General features: G+C 72.0%; 16 protein-coding genes. 9 read left to right on the forward strand and 7 right to left on the reverse strand.

Annotated features, from left to right (window positions below; genetic code table 11):
- Positions 1 to 8: 8 nt before the first annotated feature.
- Both KK097_RS05270 and ykgO read right to left on the reverse strand, forming a co-directional pair.
- Positions 9 to 665, reverse strand: coding sequence for a histidine phosphatase family protein (locus tag KK097_RS05270; RefSeq protein ID WP_214543945.1), 657 nt, complete (start codon positions 663 to 665; stop codon positions 9 to 11).
- A 28-nt stretch (positions 666 to 693) separates the two neighbouring features.
- Positions 694 to 816: a type B 50S ribosomal protein L36 gene (gene ykgO / locus KK097_RS05275; RefSeq protein ID WP_017888460.1), complete on the reverse strand. Its 123-nt coding sequence runs from the start codon at positions 814 to 816 to the stop codon at positions 694 to 696.
- A 45-nt stretch (positions 817 to 861) separates the two neighbouring features.
- Between ykgO and KK097_RS05280 the strand changes: the two genes are divergently transcribed.
- Positions 862 to 1,890: a GTP-binding protein gene (locus tag KK097_RS05280; protein WP_214543946.1), complete on the forward strand. Its 1,029-nt coding sequence runs from the start codon at positions 862 to 864 to the stop codon at positions 1,888 to 1,890.
- Between the two features lie 202 nt (positions 1,891 to 2,092).
- On the opposite strand, the gene KK097_RS05285 is transcribed toward KK097_RS05280, so the two are convergent.
- Entirely contained in the window at positions 2,093 to 3,640 is a 1,548-nt protein-coding gene (locus KK097_RS05285) for an MFS transporter (protein ID WP_214543947.1), read from the reverse strand.
- A gap of 192 nt (positions 3,641 to 3,832) precedes the next feature.
- Between KK097_RS05285 and KK097_RS05290 the strand changes: the two genes are divergently transcribed.
- A complete protein-coding gene (locus tag KK097_RS05290) occupies positions 3,833 to 4,357 on the forward strand; it encodes a DinB family protein (RefSeq protein WP_214543948.1) in 525 nt (174 codons plus the stop codon).
- Between the two features lie 285 nt (positions 4,358 to 4,642).
- On the opposite strand, the gene KK097_RS05295 is transcribed toward KK097_RS05290, so the two are convergent.
- On the reverse strand, positions 4,643 to 5,626 hold the full coding sequence (locus KK097_RS05295; RefSeq protein ID WP_214543949.1) for a sugar-binding transcriptional regulator: 984 nt from the start codon (positions 5,624 to 5,626) through the stop codon (positions 4,643 to 4,645).
- A gap of 53 nt (positions 5,627 to 5,679) precedes the next feature.
- Entirely contained in the window at positions 5,680 to 6,537 is an 858-nt protein-coding gene (locus KK097_RS05300; protein WP_111032096.1) for a GolD/DthD family dehydrogenase, read from the reverse strand.
- A 107-nt stretch (positions 6,538 to 6,644) separates the two neighbouring features.
- Between KK097_RS05300 and KK097_RS05305 the strand changes: the two genes are divergently transcribed.
- From KK097_RS05305 to KK097_RS05320, 4 genes are all read left to right on the forward strand, one after another.
- Complete coding sequence (locus KK097_RS05305) at positions 6,645 to 7,805, forward strand: zinc-binding dehydrogenase (RefSeq protein ID WP_214543950.1); 1,161 nt, start codon at positions 6,645 to 6,647, stop codon at positions 7,803 to 7,805.
- Positions 7,806 to 7,832: 27 nt separating this feature from the next.
- Positions 7,833 to 9,152 carry an MFS transporter gene (locus tag KK097_RS05310; protein ID WP_214530986.1) on the forward strand — a complete coding sequence of 440 codons (1,320 nt, stop codon included), beginning with the start codon at positions 7,833 to 7,835 and terminating at the stop codon, positions 9,150 to 9,152.
- A 70-nt stretch (positions 9,153 to 9,222) separates the two neighbouring features.
- Positions 9,223 to 10,962 carry a dihydroxyacetone kinase family protein gene (locus KK097_RS05315; protein ID WP_214543951.1) on the forward strand — a complete coding sequence of 580 codons (1,740 nt, stop codon included), beginning with the start codon at positions 9,223 to 9,225 and terminating at the stop codon, positions 10,960 to 10,962.
- On the forward strand, positions 10,959 to 11,441 hold the full coding sequence (locus KK097_RS05320; RefSeq protein WP_111032100.1) for a ribose-5-phosphate isomerase: 483 nt from the start codon (positions 10,959 to 10,961) through the stop codon (positions 11,439 to 11,441). The genes KK097_RS05315 and KK097_RS05320 overlap by 4 nt, the downstream gene beginning before the upstream one ends.
- A 99-nt stretch (positions 11,442 to 11,540) precedes the next feature.
- Here the strand turns inward: KK097_RS05320 and KK097_RS05325 are convergent, their stop codons facing one another.
- Positions 11,541 to 13,022: an FGGY-family carbohydrate kinase gene (locus KK097_RS05325; RefSeq protein WP_214543952.1), complete on the reverse strand. Its 1,482-nt coding sequence runs from the start codon at positions 13,020 to 13,022 to the stop codon at positions 11,541 to 11,543.
- A gap of 125 nt (positions 13,023 to 13,147) precedes the next feature.
- Here KK097_RS05325 and KK097_RS05330 point away from each other — a divergent pair, with 125 nt between their 5' ends.
- The 3 genes from KK097_RS05330 to KK097_RS05340 are packed head-to-tail and all read left to right on the forward strand — an operon-like array spanning position 13,148 to position 16,075.
- Complete coding sequence (locus KK097_RS05330) at positions 13,148 to 14,224, forward strand: LolA family protein (protein WP_214543953.1); 1,077 nt, start codon at positions 13,148 to 13,150, stop codon at positions 14,222 to 14,224.
- 17 nt (positions 14,225 to 14,241) lie between these two features.
- Positions 14,242 to 15,228 (forward strand): ABC transporter ATP-binding protein, encoded by a 987-nt coding sequence (locus tag KK097_RS05335; protein ID WP_307858335.1) that lies wholly within the window; start codon positions 14,242 to 14,244, stop codon positions 15,226 to 15,228.
- Entirely contained in the window at positions 15,215 to 16,075 is an 861-nt protein-coding gene (locus KK097_RS05340) for an ABC transporter permease (protein WP_214543954.1), read from the forward strand. The genes KK097_RS05335 and KK097_RS05340 overlap by 14 nt, the downstream gene beginning before the upstream one ends.
- A gap of 89 nt (positions 16,076 to 16,164) precedes the next feature.
- Here the strand turns inward: KK097_RS05340 and KK097_RS05345 are convergent, their stop codons facing one another.
- Positions 16,165 to 17,226, reverse strand: a complete 1,062-nt coding sequence (locus KK097_RS05345) for an NADP-dependent oxidoreductase (protein ID WP_214543955.1) — start codon at positions 17,224 to 17,226, stop codon at positions 16,165 to 16,167.
- Between the last annotated feature and the right edge of the window lie 33 nt (positions 17,227 to 17,259).

Below are 17,259 nucleotides of genomic sequence, written 5' to 3' on the forward strand. Positions count from 1 at the left end.
TGGTCGCGTCAGAACCGCTCGCCGGTGGGGTCGAGCGCCGTGCGGTCGATGAGCTGGTCGCCGCCGACCGGCTCGCCTTCCCAGTCGACCAGGTGCCAGCCGTCGGCGGACGAGCCCTCGAGCTCGACGATGCCGGTGTTCTCCAGGTGCCGCTTCGTGCCGAAGTGGTCGGGGGTGTTCTGCGCCGCGGCACTCGCCCACGTGCGGATCGCGGCACCGTGGCTGACGGCAGCGGCGACCGCGACCCCGGTGGCCTCGATCTGCCGGACGGCGTCGTCGTAGCGCGCGAAGAACTCGAGGCCGCTCTCGGCACCGGGCATCCGGGTCGTGCGGTCGCCGCCGGACCAGCCGTGCACGGTCGAGATGTAGGTCTGCACCGAGACCTTGTCGCTCTTGCCCTGGGTGTCGCCCGCCTCGATCTCGCGCAGGCCGGGCAGCACCACGGGCTCGAGGCCGAGCGAGGTCGCGAGGGGAGCCGCCGTGACCTGCGTCCGGACCATCGACGACACGAACAGTCGCTCGATCCCCCGGTCGGCGAGCGCCGCGGGCAGGGCGTCGGCCTGCTGCTGCCCGAGCTCGGTCAGCCCCGGTCCGGGCACCACGGCGTCGAGGACGCCGTTCACGTTCGCGGGGGTCTGGCCGTGGCGGATGAGCAGCAGTCGCATGCCGCCACCCTACGGACCGCCGCCGACGTCAGCCCTGCCGGGTGTTCCAGCGGGGGTTCTTCTTGTTGATGACGTAGACGCGGCCCCGGCGTCGGACCACCTGCGAGCCGGGGATCTTCTTGAGCGCCTTGAGGGAGTTGCGGACCTTCACGACGAGCCTCCTTGTTGAGAACGGTTTTCAGTTACAGTAGCGCACATGCGTGCTGCTGCCATCACCCTCGTCACCGCCCTCCACGAGGGCGACGCCGACCGCGTCGCCGCCCGGATCACCACCGGGCACCGGATGCACGTCGCCGGGAGCGCGTTCGCATCGGCCCGTGCCGTCGCCGACCGCGCCGACCAGCTCGACCGCGTGTGCGGCCCCGAGGCGGACCACGGGCTCGTCGTCACCCTGCACCCCGGTGCCGATGCCCGCGCCGTCGGCATGCTGCTCGCCAACGCGGCACGGTCCGAGACCGGCGACGACCGGGTGCTCCGGCACGTCGTCGGGGTGCTCCGGGCCGACGACGTCGCGCACCTGCTGTGGTCGGACGTCGACGACGCCTTCGTGGCCGCGGACCGGATGGCCGCGCTCGTCGAGTACGCGACGGTGATCGCCCTCGACCGCATCGAACCGCTGTCCGGCCGTCGGCGTCGGGCGCTCGTGTCATTGCTGCACCGGATGGCGCCCCAGGCTGTGATCGTCGCCCTGCCCGCGATCCGCAGCGCCGCCGACCTGCCGGCCTCGAACGGCGGAGCCGCGCGGGTGCTCGCGACCGGCGCCGGCTGGATGCGTGCCCTGTCGAGCGGGGCGGACACCGGGCGCGACGCCCGCGACGCCCTGGTCGCGATGCGCTACCGGGAGCCGCTGCCGTTCCACCCCGGGCGACTGTCCACCGTCATCGCCGAGCACCTGTCCGCCGGGGTGAACGGCCGCGTGCTGCGGTCGCGGGGGTTCTTCCGCCTGGCATCCCGGCCGGACCACGTCGGTTCGTGGTCGAGCTTCGGGTCGATGCTCGCACTCGACCCCACCGCGAACCCGTCGTGGGACGCCGACGCCCCGATCGGGCAGGCGCTGTGGTTCGTCGGCGAGCAGCTCGACGTCCGGGCGATCGAGCGGGCGCTCGACGGGGCGCTGCTCACGCCGTCGGAGCTGCTCGCCGGGCCGGACGTGTGGCGCGGCTGGGCAGACCCGTTCCCCGTGTGGCCGGCGGTGGACCCGGCGTCGGAGCATCGGCACGAGTGAGGCGGGGGCGGGTGCGGTGGGTGCGGTGGGCCGGTGCGGACGCCGAACGACACTGTCGATGTCGTACGACAGCGACATCGTCGCTCCCCGAACCGTGCAACAGCCCGCGCACGCAAAGAACGACGGAGTCACTGTCGTACGACAACGACCCCGTCGTTCCACCTCGGCCGGACACACCCCGCCGCCCGATCCCCCACACGAGTCAGCGCACCGGCGACGCCTCCCGCGCAGCAGCCTCCCGCGCAGCAGCCTCGCGCGCAGCAGCAGCCGCCGCGTCCTGCGCCGCGAACGGCAGGTCCCCGAGGTCCAGGTGCGGGTTCGTGTCCTGCGTGAGCACGAGCTCCTTCGCCTCGTCCTCGGTCTCCACCGCCGGCATCGACCCGGGCAGCGGGCGCTGCGAGGACTCCTTCATGCAGAAGACACCGATCGCACCGACGACGCTCATCGCCATCAGGAAGTACGCCGGGGCGAGCTCGTCACCCGTCGCGGTGAGTAGCGCCTGCACGATGAGAGGGGTGGTCCCACCGAACACCGCGATCGCGATGTTGTAGGCGAAGCCCATGCCGCCGTACCGCGTCGAGGTCGGGAACAGCGCCGGCAGCGAGGCAGCCTGGTTCGACACCCACAGCGCCGTCATCAGTGCGAGCAACCCGAGGCCGGCGAGGGTCGACCACTGCGCCCCGTGCCCGATCAGCATGAACGCCGGCACGACGAGCACGACGGTGGTGGCGGCACCGATCCACATCACGACGCGGCGGCCGAGGCGGTCGGACAGCTTGCCGGTCAGCGGCAGCATGACCGCGAGCAGGAGGAGCACCGGGATCGTCAGCAGGGTGCCGTCGATGGCGGAGTACCCGAGCGAGTCGGTCAGGTACGTCGGCATGTACGAGGTCAGCGCGTAGCCCACGGTGTTCGACGCGGCGACGAGCATGATCGCGATGACGATCGGACGCCAGTGCTGGCGGACCATCGCGACGACGTTGGCCGGGCGCTCACCGTCGAAGGACGCGCGGGACTCGGTCGCGGCCTCCTGCGCGGCCTGGGTCGCCTGGAACACCGGCGACTCCTCGATGCGGAGGCGGAAGTAGATCGCGACGACACCGATCACGCCGGCGGCGAGGAACGGGAACCGCCAGCCGTAGGCGGTCATCGCATCCTCGCCGAGGGTGATCTGCAGGACCGAGACGACCGTGGCGCCGAGCGCGAAGCCCAGGTAACTGCCGAAGTCCAGGATGCTCGCGAAGAACCCGCGGCGGCGGTCCGGGGCGTACTCGGTCACGAAGGTCGTCGCCCCGGCGTACTCACCACCGGTCGAGAAGCCCTGCGCGAGCTTCAGCACGACGAGCAGGATCGGACCGAACACCCCGATGGTGGCGTACGAGGGCAGTGCCCCGATCAGGAACGTCGACGCCGCCATCATGATCAGCGTCGTCGCGAGCACCTTCTGCCGGCCGATCCGGTCGCCGAGGCGTCCGAACACGATGCCACCGAGCGGCCGCGCGATGTACGTCGCCGCGAACACCCCGAGGCTGAACAGGATCTGCACCGCGGGTTCGGCCGTCGGCAGGAAGACCTTCCCCATCGTCACGGCCAGGTAGCCGTACACACCGACGTCGTACCACTCCATGGTGTTGCCGACGACCATGCCGCTGACGGCTCGGCGCATCATGCTCTTGTCGACCACGGTGACGTCGCTCTCGCGCAGTCGTCGGTGCGGTCGGGTGTGGGTACTGCTGGGGTCGGAACCCATGCATCGCTCCTCGAGAAGATCGGTGGGCCGTCGGGTACCGGCCCAGAACAGCCGACGACGTTACCGAGCGACCGAAATGTCATTGGCCGGTGATTCTCAGGGAACGGCGTGTCACCCGATCGGGGGTCACGGTCGATCCGCACCAGCTCGCGGAACCGCGGAGCTGAGTAACGAGGCCGTAACATCGGGCCCATGGCGATCGAACCCGAGACGAAGAACTGGACGTGGGTCATCGAGTCCGCATGTCCCGAGTGCAGCTACGACGGCAGCACCGTGACGATCCGCGACGTGCCGGGCATCATCGACGAGAACACCGCCGGGTGGCACGAGGCGCTCGGGCGCGACGACGTGCGCGACCGTCCGGACGACCACACCTGGTCACCGCTCGAGTACGGCGCCCACGTGCGGGACGTGCACCGGAAGATGGCCGAGCGCCTCGAGCTGATGCTCACCGAGGAGGCCCCGACCTTCGCGAACTGGGACCAGGACGCCACCGCCGTCGAGGACCGCTACGGCGAGCAGGACCCCTCGGTCGTCGCCGAGGAGCTGCGGGAGTCGGCCGACCGCGCGGCCCGGGCCTTCGCCGCGGTGCCCGACGAGGTGCTCGAGCGCACCGGCCTCCGGTCCGACGGCAGCGCCTTCACCGTCGCGACCCTCGCCACCTACTACGCGCACGACCCGGTGCACCACCTGTGGGACGTGCGGCGCACGCCCTAGACGTGCGGACCGCCGGCCTGGAGGCGCGGTGCGGCCCCGCCCCGCGCCTCCCGGCCGCAGGCGGACACCCCCAGAACCGGGCGTACCCGCCGGAACCGGGCGTACCTACCGGATCCGGGCGTACCGACCCGAACCGGGCGTACCGACCGGAACCGGGCGTACCGACCGGAACCGGGCGTACCTACCGGAACCGGGCGTACCTGCCACGAAGAAACGACCAGGTACGCCCGGATCCACCCTCCATCGCACGCGTGATGGGAAGGAACGGGCGCCGAGCCGGAGCGCTCAGGCGAGCGCGTCGAGCACGGCACGCGCCGTCGCGGCGTCCGTCACCAACTCGTTGACCAGCCCGCCCCGCACCGCGGCCACGATGCTCGTGACCTTGGCGCTGCCGACGGCGACCCCGACGGCGTGCGGCACGGTCGACAGGACCTCGCGCGAGGTCCGCACCATCCGCTCGCTGCCGGGGAACTCGATCGGCGAGCCGTCCGCGGCGTAGAAGTTCAGGCAGACGTCACCGGCGGCCCGGTCGAACGCGGCGTCCTCGACCGGGATGCCCCGGGCCAGGGCGTCCCGTGTGTGGGTCGGCGCGCCGATGCCGAGGATCGCGCCCTTCGCCCGGCTCCACAGTCCGACGACGTGCTGGAACGCCGGGTCCTCGTCGAGGGTGGACCGCATCGCCGGGGACGGCAGCGCCTGGGCGAACAGGAACGCCGGGATCGCCCCGGAGTGCTCCGCGGCCGTCCGGGTGATCTCGTTCGTCTGGAACCACGGCATCGGGTCGGCCTGCCCGCCCACGGTGGGTACGAGCTGCACGCCGGGCATGGTCGGCATGCCGGACCGTGCGACGTCGTAGACGGTGCGACCGGACGACATCAGGACGGCGTCGCCGGGGACGAGTCCCATGCCCTCGACCGCAGCCGCCAGGGGCGCGGCGAGGTCGGCGCCGAGCGTGGCCGCGTGGGTGACCGCGGCGAGGTGCACGGCGCGGAGTCCGAGCACGACCTGCAGGCGTTCGGCGAGCGCCACGGTCTCGTCCTGGAACGGGTCGACGACCTCGATGCGGACGAGTCCGGCCTTGCGGGCCTCAGCCACGAGCCGCGAGACGGTCGGGCGCGAGACACCGAGGCGCGAGGCGATCTCGACCTGCGTGGCGTCCTCGAGGTAGTACATCCGCGCCGCCTGGTAGACGGTGTCCAGCGGGAACCGGGTCCGCGACGCGTCGGGGCCAGGGCCAGGGCCAGGGCCAGCGGTGCTCTCGGACGACATGGAGCGGGACCCTTCGACTCGATCGGACACCGCGATCGTAGTCCGAGCAGGGCTCAGCGGATCGTGAACCCGCCGTCCACACGGAGGTCTGCACCGTTCACCATGGCGCTCGACTCCCCCGCCAGGAACAGCACGGCTGCGGCGATCTCGTCGGGGGTGGCGAAGCGGCCGGTCGGGATCTCGTCCTGGTGCCGGATGCCGTTCTCGTTCGCCCAGGCAGCACGGCCGAGGTCGGTGAGGACGACGGTCGGCGACACGGTGTTCACGGTGACGCCGCGTCCGCCCCACTCGAGCGCGAGCACCGTCGTCAGACCGATGACGCCGGCCTTCGACGCGCAGTAGGCGGCGTGCCCGTCGATGCCGACGTGGGCCGCCTGCGACGCGATGTTCACGATCCGCCCGTACCCGGCGTCGAGCATGTGCCGGCCGACGGCCTGCGCCACGCGGAACGTACCGGTCAGGTTGACGTCGATGGTCGCCGCCCAGGTGTCGGCTGCCAGGTCTTCCGCCGGGGCGAGCGCGGCGATGCCGGCGCAGTTCACCAGCACGTCGACGCCACCGAAGTGCCGGACGACGTCCGCCACGGTGCGGGTCACGGAGTCGGCATCGGTCACGTCACAGGCGAACCCGGCGTGGAGGCCTGTGGCCGTGCCCGCCCCGTCGGCGGCGGCGTCCGGCCCGGCCGTCACGGGCAGCGCGGACGTGGGCAGGTCGGCCGCGGCCGACGTGGCGCCGTCCGCACGGACGTCGACGACGGCGACGCGGGCGCCCCGCGCAGCCAGTGCCCGCGCGATGGCGTTGCCGATGCCGGACGCCCCGCCGGTCACCACCGCCGTGCGGCCGCTGAAGTCGTTGGTCAGGTCGATCGTGTCGGGGCCCGGTCGGAGGGCCGCGGCGAAGTCCGTCGTCATGTTCGCTCCCTTGCGTTCGGTGCCGAACCTACCAGAAATTGTGTTCTGGACAAACGTTCTCGAAGGTGTACAGTCATCGCCGAAGCCACCCAACGGAGGAACAGCTCATGTCGACGACGACCGAGAACGCGGCCACGACCGCCCCCACCACCATCCCCACGACGATGCGCGCCGTCGTCGTCCACGGCCCCGGTGACTACCGGCTCGAGGAGCGTCCCGTCCCGACGCCCGGCCCCGGGGAACTCCTGCTCCGCACCGACGCCGTCGGCATCTGCGCGAGCGACCTGAAGTGCTACCACGGCGCCGCGAAGTTCTGGGGCGACGAGAACCGTGCGGCCTGGGCGGAGCGCGACCGCATCCCCGGACACGAGTTCGTCGGCACGATCGTCGCCGGTGACGACGCCGCCCTGACCAAGCGCGGCGTCGACCTGGGCGACCGGATCGCCTGCGAGCAGATCGTGCCGTGCTGGGAGTGCCGCTACTGCCTCGAGGGCGCGTACTGGATGTGCAACGTGCACGACATGTTCGGCTTCAAGGGCTACGACGGCGCGATGGCCGAGTACGTGCTCGTGCCGGCGAAGGCGCTGACCCACCCGGTGTCGAAGGCCCTGCCCGGCCAGGTCGCCGCGTTCTCCGAGCCGCTGTCCTGCGCCTTCCACGCCGTCGAGCGCGGTGACATCAAGTTCGGCGACACCGTGGTGATCGCCGGCGCCGGCCCGATCGGCCTCTCCGCCATCGCCGGTGCGCGGCAGAAGAACCCGCTCCGGATCGTCGCCCTCGACGTGGTCGACGCGAAACTCGAACTGGCCCGCAAGGTCGGCGCGGACATCACGATCAACATCGCGCAGGACGACGCGGTCGCCCGGGTCAAGGAGCTCACCGACGGCTACGGTGCCGACGTCTACATCGAGGCGACCGGGCACCCGTCCGCGGTGCCGCAGGGACTGAACCTGCTCCGCAAGCTCGGGACCTTCGTCGAGTACTCGGTGTTCAAGGACGACGTGTCCGTGGACTGGTCGATCATCTCGGACGACAAGGAGCTCGACGTCCGCGGCGCCCACCTCGGCCCGCACACCTGGCCGGCGGCGATCAAGCTGCTCGAGGCCGAGACCCTGCCGATGTCGGAGATCTGCACGCACCAGTTCCCGCTCGAGCAGTTCCAGGAGGCCCTCGACCTGGTCGGCGACTCCGCCGGCGCCAGCGTCAAGGTGTCGATCATCCCGTCCCTGACCGCGCCGACCACGGCCGCGCAGGCCGCACAGGCCTGACCGGCTCCGCCAGCAGGGAGAACGAGCATGTCAGCGACGACAGCACGCGCCACCGGCGCCCGCACGACCACCGCACCCCGTACCGAGGGCCGCCTGGACCGGATGGGCATCCCCCGTCCGCTCGCCCTCGGGTTCGTCGCCGTCCTGGTCTTCATGACCGGGAACGGCGTCGAGTCGAACTTCATCACGCCGCACATGGTGGCGGTCCTCGGCAGCCCCGAGGCCACCGTGGCGACGATCGTCACGTTCTACAGCCTGGCCGCACTGATCGGCAGCTACATCTCGGGCGCCCTGTCGGACCTGGTCGGGCCTCGCCGGGTGATGATCCTCGGCTTCGCCGTCTGGGTCGTGTTCGAGGTCCTGTTCCTGCTCGCACTCGGCGCCGGCAGTGTCCCGTTCGCCGCCGTCGCGTACGCGCTGCGCGGGTTCGGCTACCCGCTGTTCGCCTTCGCGTTCCTGGTCTGGGTGAACATCACCACCCCGGTCGAGCGCAACGGCTCGGCGGTCGGCTGGTTCTACGTCGCCTTCACGGGTGGTCTGCCGACCCTCGGCTCGCTCTTCGCGATCGGCGCCATCCCGGTGTTCGGCGGCGGTACGGTCGGCGAGACCGGGGCGATGGTCGCCTCGATCGGCCTCGTCGTGATCGGGTTCCTCATCATGCTGTTCGGCGTCCGGCTGCCGAACGGGTTCACGCGCATCGCCCCCGCCGGTGAGAGTGCCTGGCAGGTGCTGACGAGCGGCATCCGGCTGACGGTCACGCGGCCGAAGATCCTGATGGGCTTCCTCGTCCGCCTGATCAACACCGCGCCCGAGTTCGGCATGTTCGTCGTGTTGCCCGCGGTCATCGCGAACGAGCGCGGCTGGGGCCAGAGCCGCTGGCTGCTCATGACGGTCTGCGTCTACGCCACGAACATCCTCGTCAACGCCCTGTTCGGCTGGGTCGGCGACAAGATCGGCTGGCAGCGCACCGTCAAGTGGTTCGGCATCGTCGGCTCCGCCCTCGGGCTCATCGCCTGGTGGTACGTGCCGCAGCTCGTCCCCGCCGGTTCGGACTGGGGCTACGTGCTCTCCGTCGTCGCCGGCTGCGTGTTCGGCTGCCTGCTCGCCGGGTTCGTGCCGATGGGCGCGATCATGCCGGCGCTCGCCCCCGAGCACAAGGGCGCCGCGATGGCGATGTACACCACGGCCGCCGGCGGCGCGGCGTTCCTCGGCACCGGTGTCGTCGCGGCGGTCTTCGCCCTCGGCGGCGGTGGCGAGGCAGCGACGTGGACGTTCGTCGGCCTCTACGCCTGCGCGTTCGTGATGATCCACTTCCTCAAGGTCCCGCAGGGCGACCGAGGACACTGAGTTCCGGGCGACGACGGCCGTCCCGTCGTCGCCCGGTGCACCACCCACCACCACCCGGAGGACCCGCACCATGACCACGATCCACGACGACCCGGACGAGTTCGCCGAAGACCAACTGAGCGGCTGGCTCGCGCTCTACGCCGACCGGGTCCGCGGCGTCCACGGCGGCGTCGTCACCCTGCCCACCGAGGGGGCCGCACCGCAGGTCGCCGTCGTCGTCGGGGGCGGCTCCGGCCACTACCCCGCGTTCTGCGGCGTCGTCGGCCCGGGCTTCGCCACCGGCGCCGTCGTCGGCAACGTCTTCACCTCGCCCTCGACCGCGCAGGTCTACTCGGTTGCCAAGGCCGCCGACCAGGGCCGCGGTGTCGTGCTGTCGTTCGGCAACTACGCCGGCGACACCATGAACTTCGGGCTCGCGGCCGAACGGCTCCGTGCGGAGGGCATCGACACCCGGATCGTCGTGGTCACCGATGACATCGCCAGCGCCGACGAGGAGTCGAAGCGCCGCGGCATCGCCGGTGACTTCTCGGTATTCAAGGCGATGGGTGCCGCCGCTGCCGAAGGAGCCGACCTCGACGAGGTCGAACGGATCGGCCACGCGTCGAACGCCGCCACCCGCACCATCGGTGTCGCGTTCTCCGGCTGCACCATGCCGGGCGCGACCGAACCCCTGTTCACCGTCCCCGAGGGCCACCTCGGCCTGGGGCTCGGAATCCACGGCGAACCGGGCATCCAGGACGTCCCGCTGCTGCGCGCGACGGACCTGGCGTCCCTGCTCGCCGAACGGTTGCTCGCCGACCGACCCGTGACCGCCGGCTCCCGGGTCGCCCCGATCCTCAACGGCCTCGGTGACACCAAGTACGAGGAGCTCTTCCTGCTCTGGGGCCGGGTCACGCCCCTGCTGCAGGACGCCGGGCTCGAAGTCGTCGAACCCGAGGTCGGCGAACTCGTCACGAGCCTCGACATGGGCGGCTGCTCGCTGACGCTGCAGTGGCTCGACGACGAACTCGAACGACTCTGGCGCGCCGACGCCTACACGCCCGCATACCGCAAGGTGGCGGCGCCGGTCGCGGCGCTCGTGCCGGCCGACGCGGTGGACGCCGCCGAGGACGAGGCGACGGTCGTGCCGGAGGCGACCGACGCCTCCCGGCAGACAGCGCAGACGGCGCGAGCCGCCGTCGAGGCGATGGACGCGCTCCTCCGCGAGCACGAGGAGACGCTCGGCCGGATCGACGCGGTCGCCGGGGACGGCGACCACGGCCGCGGCATGGTCAAGGGGATCGGTGCGGCGCGCAGGGCGGTCGACGGGCTCGGCCCGGAGGCCGGGGTCGCCTTCGTCCTCGGGCGCGCCGGTGACGCATGGGCCGCGTTCGCGGGCGGCACCTCCGGTGTCCTGTGGGGCGCCGCACTCGAGGCGTTCGGCCGCGCCCTCGGTGACGACCGCGAATCCTACGAGGCAACCGACGTCGTCGATGCGGCGCAGGCCTTCGCCGACTCGATCGTGCACCTGGGCGGGGCCTCGCGCGGCGACAAGACACTGCTCGACGCCCTGCTGCCGTTCGTGGACGAACTGCGCGGGGCCGTCGACACCGGCGCACCGCTCGTGGCAGCGTGGGAGACCGCGGCGCGGGTCGCGGTCGAGCAGGCCGAGGCCACCGCCGACCTCGTGCCGAAGGTCGGGCGGGCCCGGCCGCTGGCCGAGAAGAGCCTGGGGACACCCGACGCGGGTGCCACCTCGATGGGGATGATCCTCACGCGGGTCGGCGAGGTCCTCGCCGCCCGTGCTGACAAGGAAGGAACACACGCATGACGTACCGTCTCGTGATCGGGTCCGACGACGCCGGGTTCGACTACAAGGAGATCATCAAGGCCGACCTGCTCGCCGACGACCGGGTGTCGGACGTCACCGACGTCGGTGTCGACGCGGACGGCCACACCGCCTACCCGCACGTCGCCGTCGACGCCGCGCGCCTGGTCGCGAACGGCGAAGCCGACCGCGCGATCCTGATCTGCGGCACCGGCCTCGGTGTGGCGATCAGCGCGAACAAGGTGCCGGGCATCCGTGCGGTGACGGCGCACGACTCGTACAGCGTGGAGCGCTCGATCCTGTCGAACGACGCCCAGGTCCTCTGCATGGGGCAGCGGGTCGTCGGCATCGAGCTCGCCCGTCGTCTGGCGAAGGAGTGGCTCGGCTACGAGTTCGACCGTTCCAGTGCCAGCGCCGAGAAGGTCAACGCGATCTGCGAGTACGACGGCAGCGCTCCCGCCGGCGTCGACGCGCAGGCGTAGGTCGCGGGTTGCGCACGACACCGGTGTTCGCGCACTGAACACGCCCGTTCGGGTGTTCGGCACGCGGACACCGGTGTCTTGCGAGCCGTCCCGCGCCGCTCAGCTCCGGGCGGCCAGGCGGTGCACGACGGACTTCGTCGCCTCGTACAGCTCGCGGTAGTCCCGGTAGCCGGCCTCGTACGCCGCCGTCGCCGCAGGGTCCGGCTCGATCACCGTCGCCGGCGGGTTCCACGCACCGATGTCCACCGTGTCACCCGGCCCCGCGACGAGTTGCGCCGCGAGGAACGCCGAGCCGTAGCACGCACCGATCGTCACGCTCGGCACCGTCTGCCGCAGTCCGGTGACGTCCGACACGATCGTGGGCCACAGCCGTCCGAGCAGCCCACCACCGGCTCCGACGAGTTCGCGGACCTCGACCCCGGCGTCGCGCAGGGCCTCGAGGTGGTGCCGCACCGCGTACGCCGTCGCCTCGAGCGTCGCGCGGTAGATGTCCCCGCGCGTGTGCCGGACCGTCAGCCCTGCCAGCACCCCGCGGGCGTCGGGGTCCGCGATCGGCGTCCGCTCCCCCGCGAAGTACGGCAGCATCAGCAGGCCGTTCGCCCCGATCCCTGAGCACCGCGCTTCTTCGAGCATGGTCGACCACTCGCCGTCGACCAGCCGTCGCAGCCAGTCCGTGATCGCCCCGGAGGTCGCCATCCCCCCGGACACGCTCGGCTGGCCCGGGTGCGTGCCGACGGTCGTCCACATCCCCGGCACCGCCGTGGGCTCGGCCGTCGGCACGATCATGAACATCGTGGTTCCGTACTGCAGGAACATCCGGCCCGGCACGGACTCACCGACGCTCACGCCCTCGGCCCAGGCATCGATGGTCCCGGCCGTCACGGGGATGCCGGCCGGGAGGCCCGTGGCCGCGGCCGCCTCTGGCGTCACGACGCCCGCCTGGTCGCCGGACCACAGCAGGCGCGGCATGGCGAGACCGGGTGCCAGTCGGTCGCACCACTCGGGGATCCACCGGTTCGCGTGCACGTCGTAGAGGGGTGTCGTCTGGCTGGCCGAGTGGTGGTCGAGGACGTACGCACCCGTGAGCCGCTCGACCACGCGGGACGACGGCATCGTGAACCGGGCGGCCCGCGCCCAGGCCTCGGGTTCGTGCCGGGCGAGCCACGCGAGCTTCACCCCGGCCGCCTGCGTGCTGAGGGCGGAGCCGCAGCGAGCCCGGACCGCGTCCTCACCGCCGAGCTCCGCCGTGACGTCGTCGAGCAGCGCCGCGGTGCGGGTGTCGATGCCGTACAGGATCGCCGGATGGAGTGGCGCACCGTCGGCGTCGGTCAGCAGCGCACACGGCCCGATGCCGCTCACGCCGACGGCCTGCACCTCGACGCCGGGCACACGGTCGAGCAGGGCGCGGGTGAGGGCGGTGAACTCCTCCCACCAGACAGCGGAGTCCATCTCGACCAGGCCCTGCTCGGGACGGTCGACGTCGTGCCGGCGGCTCACCTCGGCGAGCACGGTGCCGTCGAACCGGGCCAGCAACGCCTTCGTGCTCGACGTCCCGATGTCCAGACCGAGCACCGCCCGCATGCCGCCTCCTTCGCCGCCACACGACCGACGCCGGTCGCCCCACGAGTCTACGAGCGACGCCCAGCTGCCTGTCGGGGGCCGGACGTACGGTACCGACGACTCGAACGCTCCACGAGGGGAACCCGATGAAGAAGTCAGCATGGCTGCCAGCCGTCATCGCACCGGTCGTCGTCGCCGGCGCCGTTGCCGCCCCGATGATCGCGAACGCCGCGAACGACCCGATCGCGGGGACGAACCCGAGCGCGGCGGACGTCATCGCCAGCATCGCGAAGTCCTCGGACGCCCAGTACTCGGGCAAGCTCTCGCAGACGAGCGCCCTCGGCCTGCCGGAGCTGCCGACCGGCTCCGGCGGCTCCTCGCTCGAGGGCGACGCCTCCGACGTCCTCGGCCTGCTGACCTCGTCCCACACCGCCCGCGTCTACGTCGACGGCCCGGACAAGCAGCGCGTCCAGCTGACGCAGCAGCTCGCCGAACAGGACGTCGTCCGCAACGGCTCGGACGTCTGGACCTGGGACTCGAAGGAGCGCACGGCCACGCACGTGACCCTGCCGAGCGACACCGCGAAGGACCTGCGGGACGGCACGACCACCCCGGCCGACATCGCCCGGCAGGCCATCGACGCGATCACCCCGACCACCTCCGTGTCGAAGCCGACCGAGGTCAGCGTCGCCGGGCACGACGCCTGGCGGATCACCCTGACGCCGAAGTCGTCGGACACCCTCGTCGGCGCCGTCCGGCTGGCCGTCGACCAGCAGACCGGGCTCCCGCTCCGCGCGACCGTGGAGGCCGCAGGCAGGGAGGACCCGGCGGTGCAGGTCGGCTTCACGAGCCTCGACTACGGGGCCCCCGCCGCCCGGCTCTTCGACTTCACCCCGCCGTCCAACGCGAAGGTGACCGAGAAGGACCTCTCCGACGCCGGATCCCACGCGAAGGGCGAGCACGGCGACCGCCACGGCACCCCGAGCGGTGACGAACCGACCATCACGGGCACGGGCTGGAGCACCATCGCCGAGCTCCCCGCCGGCACGGTCGACCAGTCCGGGCTCGAGGGCGAGGCCTCCGGTCTGCTCGACCAGCTGACGAAGCCCGTCGACGGCGGCCGCGCCGTGCAGACGTCGCTCGTGTCGGTCTACCTGACCGACGACGGCCGGGTGTTCGCGGGCGCCGTGCCGGTGGCCTCGCTGGTCGCCGCGGCGAAGTGAGCGCGGCCGACCCCGACGTGAGCACGACCGCACCCGACGCCGTGGACGCCACCGCCCCGGCTCCGGGGGCCGACCTCGCGATCCGCACCACGGGCCTCCAGAAGGTGTTCCGCAAGCAGCGCGCGGTCGACGGCATCGACCTGGCGGTGCCGCGCGGCGCGGTCTTCGGGTTCCTCGGGCCGAACGGTTCGGGCAAGACCACCACGATCCGGATGCTGCTCGGGCTGTCGAGCGCGACGGGCGGCACGATCGAGGTCCTGGGCGAGCCGATGCCGAAGGCGCTGCACGACGTCCTGCCCCGGGTCGGCGCGCTCGTCGAGGGGCCGGCCTTCTACCCGTACCTGTCCGGCCGGGCCAACCTGCAGCGCTTCGACGCCGCCGACCCCGCGTCGGACCCCCGCACCCGGAAGGCCCGTGTCGCCGGCGCCCTCGACCGCGTCGGGTTGACCCACGCGGCCGACAAGAAGGCGCACGCGTACTCCCTCGGCATGAAGCAGCGGCTCGGCCTCGCGAACGCCCTGCTGTCACCCCGCGACCTGCTGGTGCTCGACGAACCGACGAACGGCCTCGACCCGCAGGGAACGCGCGAGGTCCGCAACCTCATCCGCTCCCTGGCCGACGACGGCACCACGGTGTTCGTGTCGAGCCACCTGCTGGCCGAGATCGAACAGGTCTGCACGCACGCCGCGGTCATGCGGACGGGCAAGATCGTCGCGCAGGGACCGCTCGACGAGCTCCGTGCAGCCGGTGCCCGCACCGTGACCGTCCGCACGCCCGACGTCGGGCACGCCGCCACCGTCCTCACCCGGCTCGGGCTCGTCCCGCGGCACGACGGCGGCGCGGACGTGCTCGTCGCAGACCTGCCGAACGAGCTCCTGCCCGAGACGATCACCGCCGAGCTCGTCCGCGCGGACGTCCGGGTGCGCGGCCTGACCGTGGGCGGCGGCACCCTCGAGGACCTGTTCGTCGCACTCACCGGAGAGGGATTCGATGTCGCAGCCTGACCTGGCCGTGCGCGACGTGGCCGTCCGCCGCCGGCAGCGCCCGTTCGCCCTGCTCGGTTCCGAACTCGCGCTGGTGTTCCGCCGTCGCCGGACCTGGGCGATGCTCGGGGCGCTCGCACTCGTGCCGATCCTCATCGCGGTCGCCGTGAAGCTGACCACCGACGGTGACGACGGCGGGCCGGCGTTCCTCGGTGACATCACCAACAACGGCCTGTTCGTCGCCTTCACGGCGCTGACGGTGTCGATCCCGCTGTTCCTGCCGCTGACGGTCGGGGTGGTGGCCGGTGACACCGTCGCGGGCGAGGCGAGCCACGGCACGATCCGCTACCTGCTCGTCGCACCGACCGGCCGCGTGCGGTTCATCCTGGTGAAGTTCGCCGGTGCCGTCGCGTTCTGCCTGGCCGCCACACTGCTCGTCGTGCTGGTCGGGGCGGCGATCGGTGCGGTGCTGTTCCCGATCGGACCGGTCACGCTGCTGTCCGGCACGCAGGTCGGCGGCTGGTCGTACGCCGGTCGGGCGCTCCTGCTCGCGCTGTACGTCGCGCTGTCGATGCTCGGGCTCGTGGCGATCGGGATGTTCGCGTCGACGCTGACGAACGTGCCGGTCGGGGCGATGGCCGCGACGGTCGTCCTCGCCGGGGCCTCGCAGGTGCTCGACCAGCTCCCCCAGCTCGACTGGCTGCACCCGTACCTGTTCTCGCACCAGTGGCTCGGGTTCGGCGACCTGCTGCGCGACCCGATCTCGTTCGACTCGTTCGGGTCGAACGCGGTGCTGCAGCTCGGGTACGTCGTGGTGTTCGGGGCCCTGGCGTACAGCCGGTTCGCCTCGAAGGACATCCTGAGCTGACGCGGCGCGCGCCGCACCGGCGCGCGCCGCACCGGCGCGCAACCGCGGGGCCGGCACGAGCGTGCCGGCCCCGCGCCGCGCCGGTCGGCTCAGCTCGCCGGCGACGCCGACCCGCCGGCCATCGTCTCCGTGTCCGTCCCCCGCGCGTCGGCGTACCGGTCGCGCAGGTCGCGGGCCTTCTCGGACCGGTACCAGTCCAGCCGGGCACCGGTCTCGACGGTCTGCATGCCGATGACCACCTTGCCGCGGGACTTCATCTCGGCCAGGTCCTCGTACGCCTCGACGATGTACTCGAACGGGTAGAAGCCCGAGATGAGCACCTGCACCCGGCGGTCCTGCACCGCCTTCGCCAGCAGGGTCAGGAGCTCGCGGGTCTCCTCGTCCTCGGCGGGGGCCCGGAGGAACCGGACCTCGATGTCCCGGCGTTCCTCTGACGACACGAACCGTTCCTGGCCGACACCGAGTCGCTCGGCCAGCAGCTCGGCGTTGCTCTCACCGTGGTTGTCGATGAACGCGGTGATCGGTCGGCCGTCGGCGATGGCGCGGATGCGCTCCTCTTCCCCCTCGCCGTAGACGACGGGAAGCGTGCCGATCTGCCGCAGGTAGTCGTGGTTGCGCGCGCTGCCGAGGGCGATCACGGTCGCGCCGGCGTCGTGCGCCAGCTGGCACTCGATGTGCCCGACGCCGCCCGCCGCCGCGGTGATCACGACGGTGTCCTTCGGTCCGAGCCGCAGCGACCGGACCACGGACACCGCGGTGCAGCCCGCCAGGTACAGGCCGCCGGCGACCTCCCAGCCGACGTGCTCCGGCTTCTTGATCACGGCGCCGCGGGGCACCGCGATCCAGGTGGCGTGCGCCCCGCCGGTCGGCGCGTGCCCCATCACCTCGTCGCCGATGCGGAGGTCCTTCACACCGTCGCCCCGCGCGCGGACGATGCCGGCGAAGTCCACGCCCTGGTGGGCGGGGAACTCCAGGTCGACGTGGTCGCGGAGCTTCCCCTCGCGGAGGAACCGCTCGATGTGGTTCAGTCCGGCGGCCACGATCTCGACGACGATCTCGCCCGGGCCGGCGGACGGCTTGTCCTGGGGGACGAGTTCGACGACGTCGAAGTCGCCGTACCGGTCGTACTGCACTGCACTGCCGACTCGCATGGGTGCTCCTTCGCTCCAGGTGTGCGTCCGTGC

Source organism: Curtobacterium flaccumfaciens (genome assembly GCF_018598405.1).
Lineage (GTDB): Bacteria > Actinomycetota > Actinomycetes > Actinomycetales > Microbacteriaceae > Curtobacterium > Curtobacterium aurantiacum.

What these genes read in the sequence shown, in the direction of transcription:
- KK097_RS05270 (WP_214543945.1), bottom strand. Translation starts at nt 665, where the DNA reads ATGCGACTGCTGCTCATCCGCCACGGCCAGACCCCCGCGAACGTGAAC.
- KK097_RS05280 (WP_214543946.1), top strand. Translation starts at nt 862, where the DNA reads ATGCGTGCTGCTGCCATCACCCTCGTCACCGCCCTCCACGAGGGCGAC.
- KK097_RS05285 (WP_214543947.1), bottom strand. Translation starts at nt 3,640, where the DNA reads ATGGGTTCCGACCCCAGCAGTACCCACACCCGACCGCACCGACGACTG.
- KK097_RS05290 (WP_214543948.1), top strand. Translation starts at nt 3,833, where the DNA reads ATGGCGATCGAACCCGAGACGAAGAACTGGACGTGGGTCATCGAGTCC.
- KK097_RS05295 (WP_214543949.1), bottom strand. Translation starts at nt 5,626, where the DNA reads ATGTCGTCCGAGAGCACCGCTGGCCCTGGCCCTGGCCCTGGCCCCGAC.
- KK097_RS05300 (WP_111032096.1), bottom strand. Translation starts at nt 6,537, where the DNA reads ATGACGACGGACTTCGCCGCGGCCCTCCGACCGGGCCCCGACACGATC.
- KK097_RS05305 (WP_214543950.1), top strand. Translation starts at nt 6,645, where the DNA reads ATGTCGACGACGACCGAGAACGCGGCCACGACCGCCCCCACCACCATC.
- KK097_RS05310 (WP_214530986.1), top strand. Translation starts at nt 7,833, where the DNA reads ATGTCAGCGACGACAGCACGCGCCACCGGCGCCCGCACGACCACCGCA.
- KK097_RS05315 (WP_214543951.1), top strand. Translation starts at nt 9,223, where the DNA reads ATGACCACGATCCACGACGACCCGGACGAGTTCGCCGAAGACCAACTG.
- KK097_RS05320 (WP_111032100.1), top strand. Translation starts at nt 10,959, where the DNA reads ATGACGTACCGTCTCGTGATCGGGTCCGACGACGCCGGGTTCGACTAC.
- KK097_RS05325 (WP_214543952.1), bottom strand. Translation starts at nt 13,022, where the DNA reads ATGCGGGCGGTGCTCGGTCTGGACATCGGGACGTCGAGCACGAAGGCG.
- KK097_RS05330 (WP_214543953.1), top strand. Translation starts at nt 13,148, where the DNA reads ATGAAGAAGTCAGCATGGCTGCCAGCCGTCATCGCACCGGTCGTCGTC.
- KK097_RS05340 (WP_214543954.1), top strand. Translation starts at nt 15,215, where the DNA reads ATGTCGCAGCCTGACCTGGCCGTGCGCGACGTGGCCGTCCGCCGCCGG.
- KK097_RS05345 (WP_214543955.1), bottom strand. Translation starts at nt 17,226, where the DNA reads ATGCGAGTCGGCAGTGCAGTGCAGTACGACCGGTACGGCGACTTCGAC.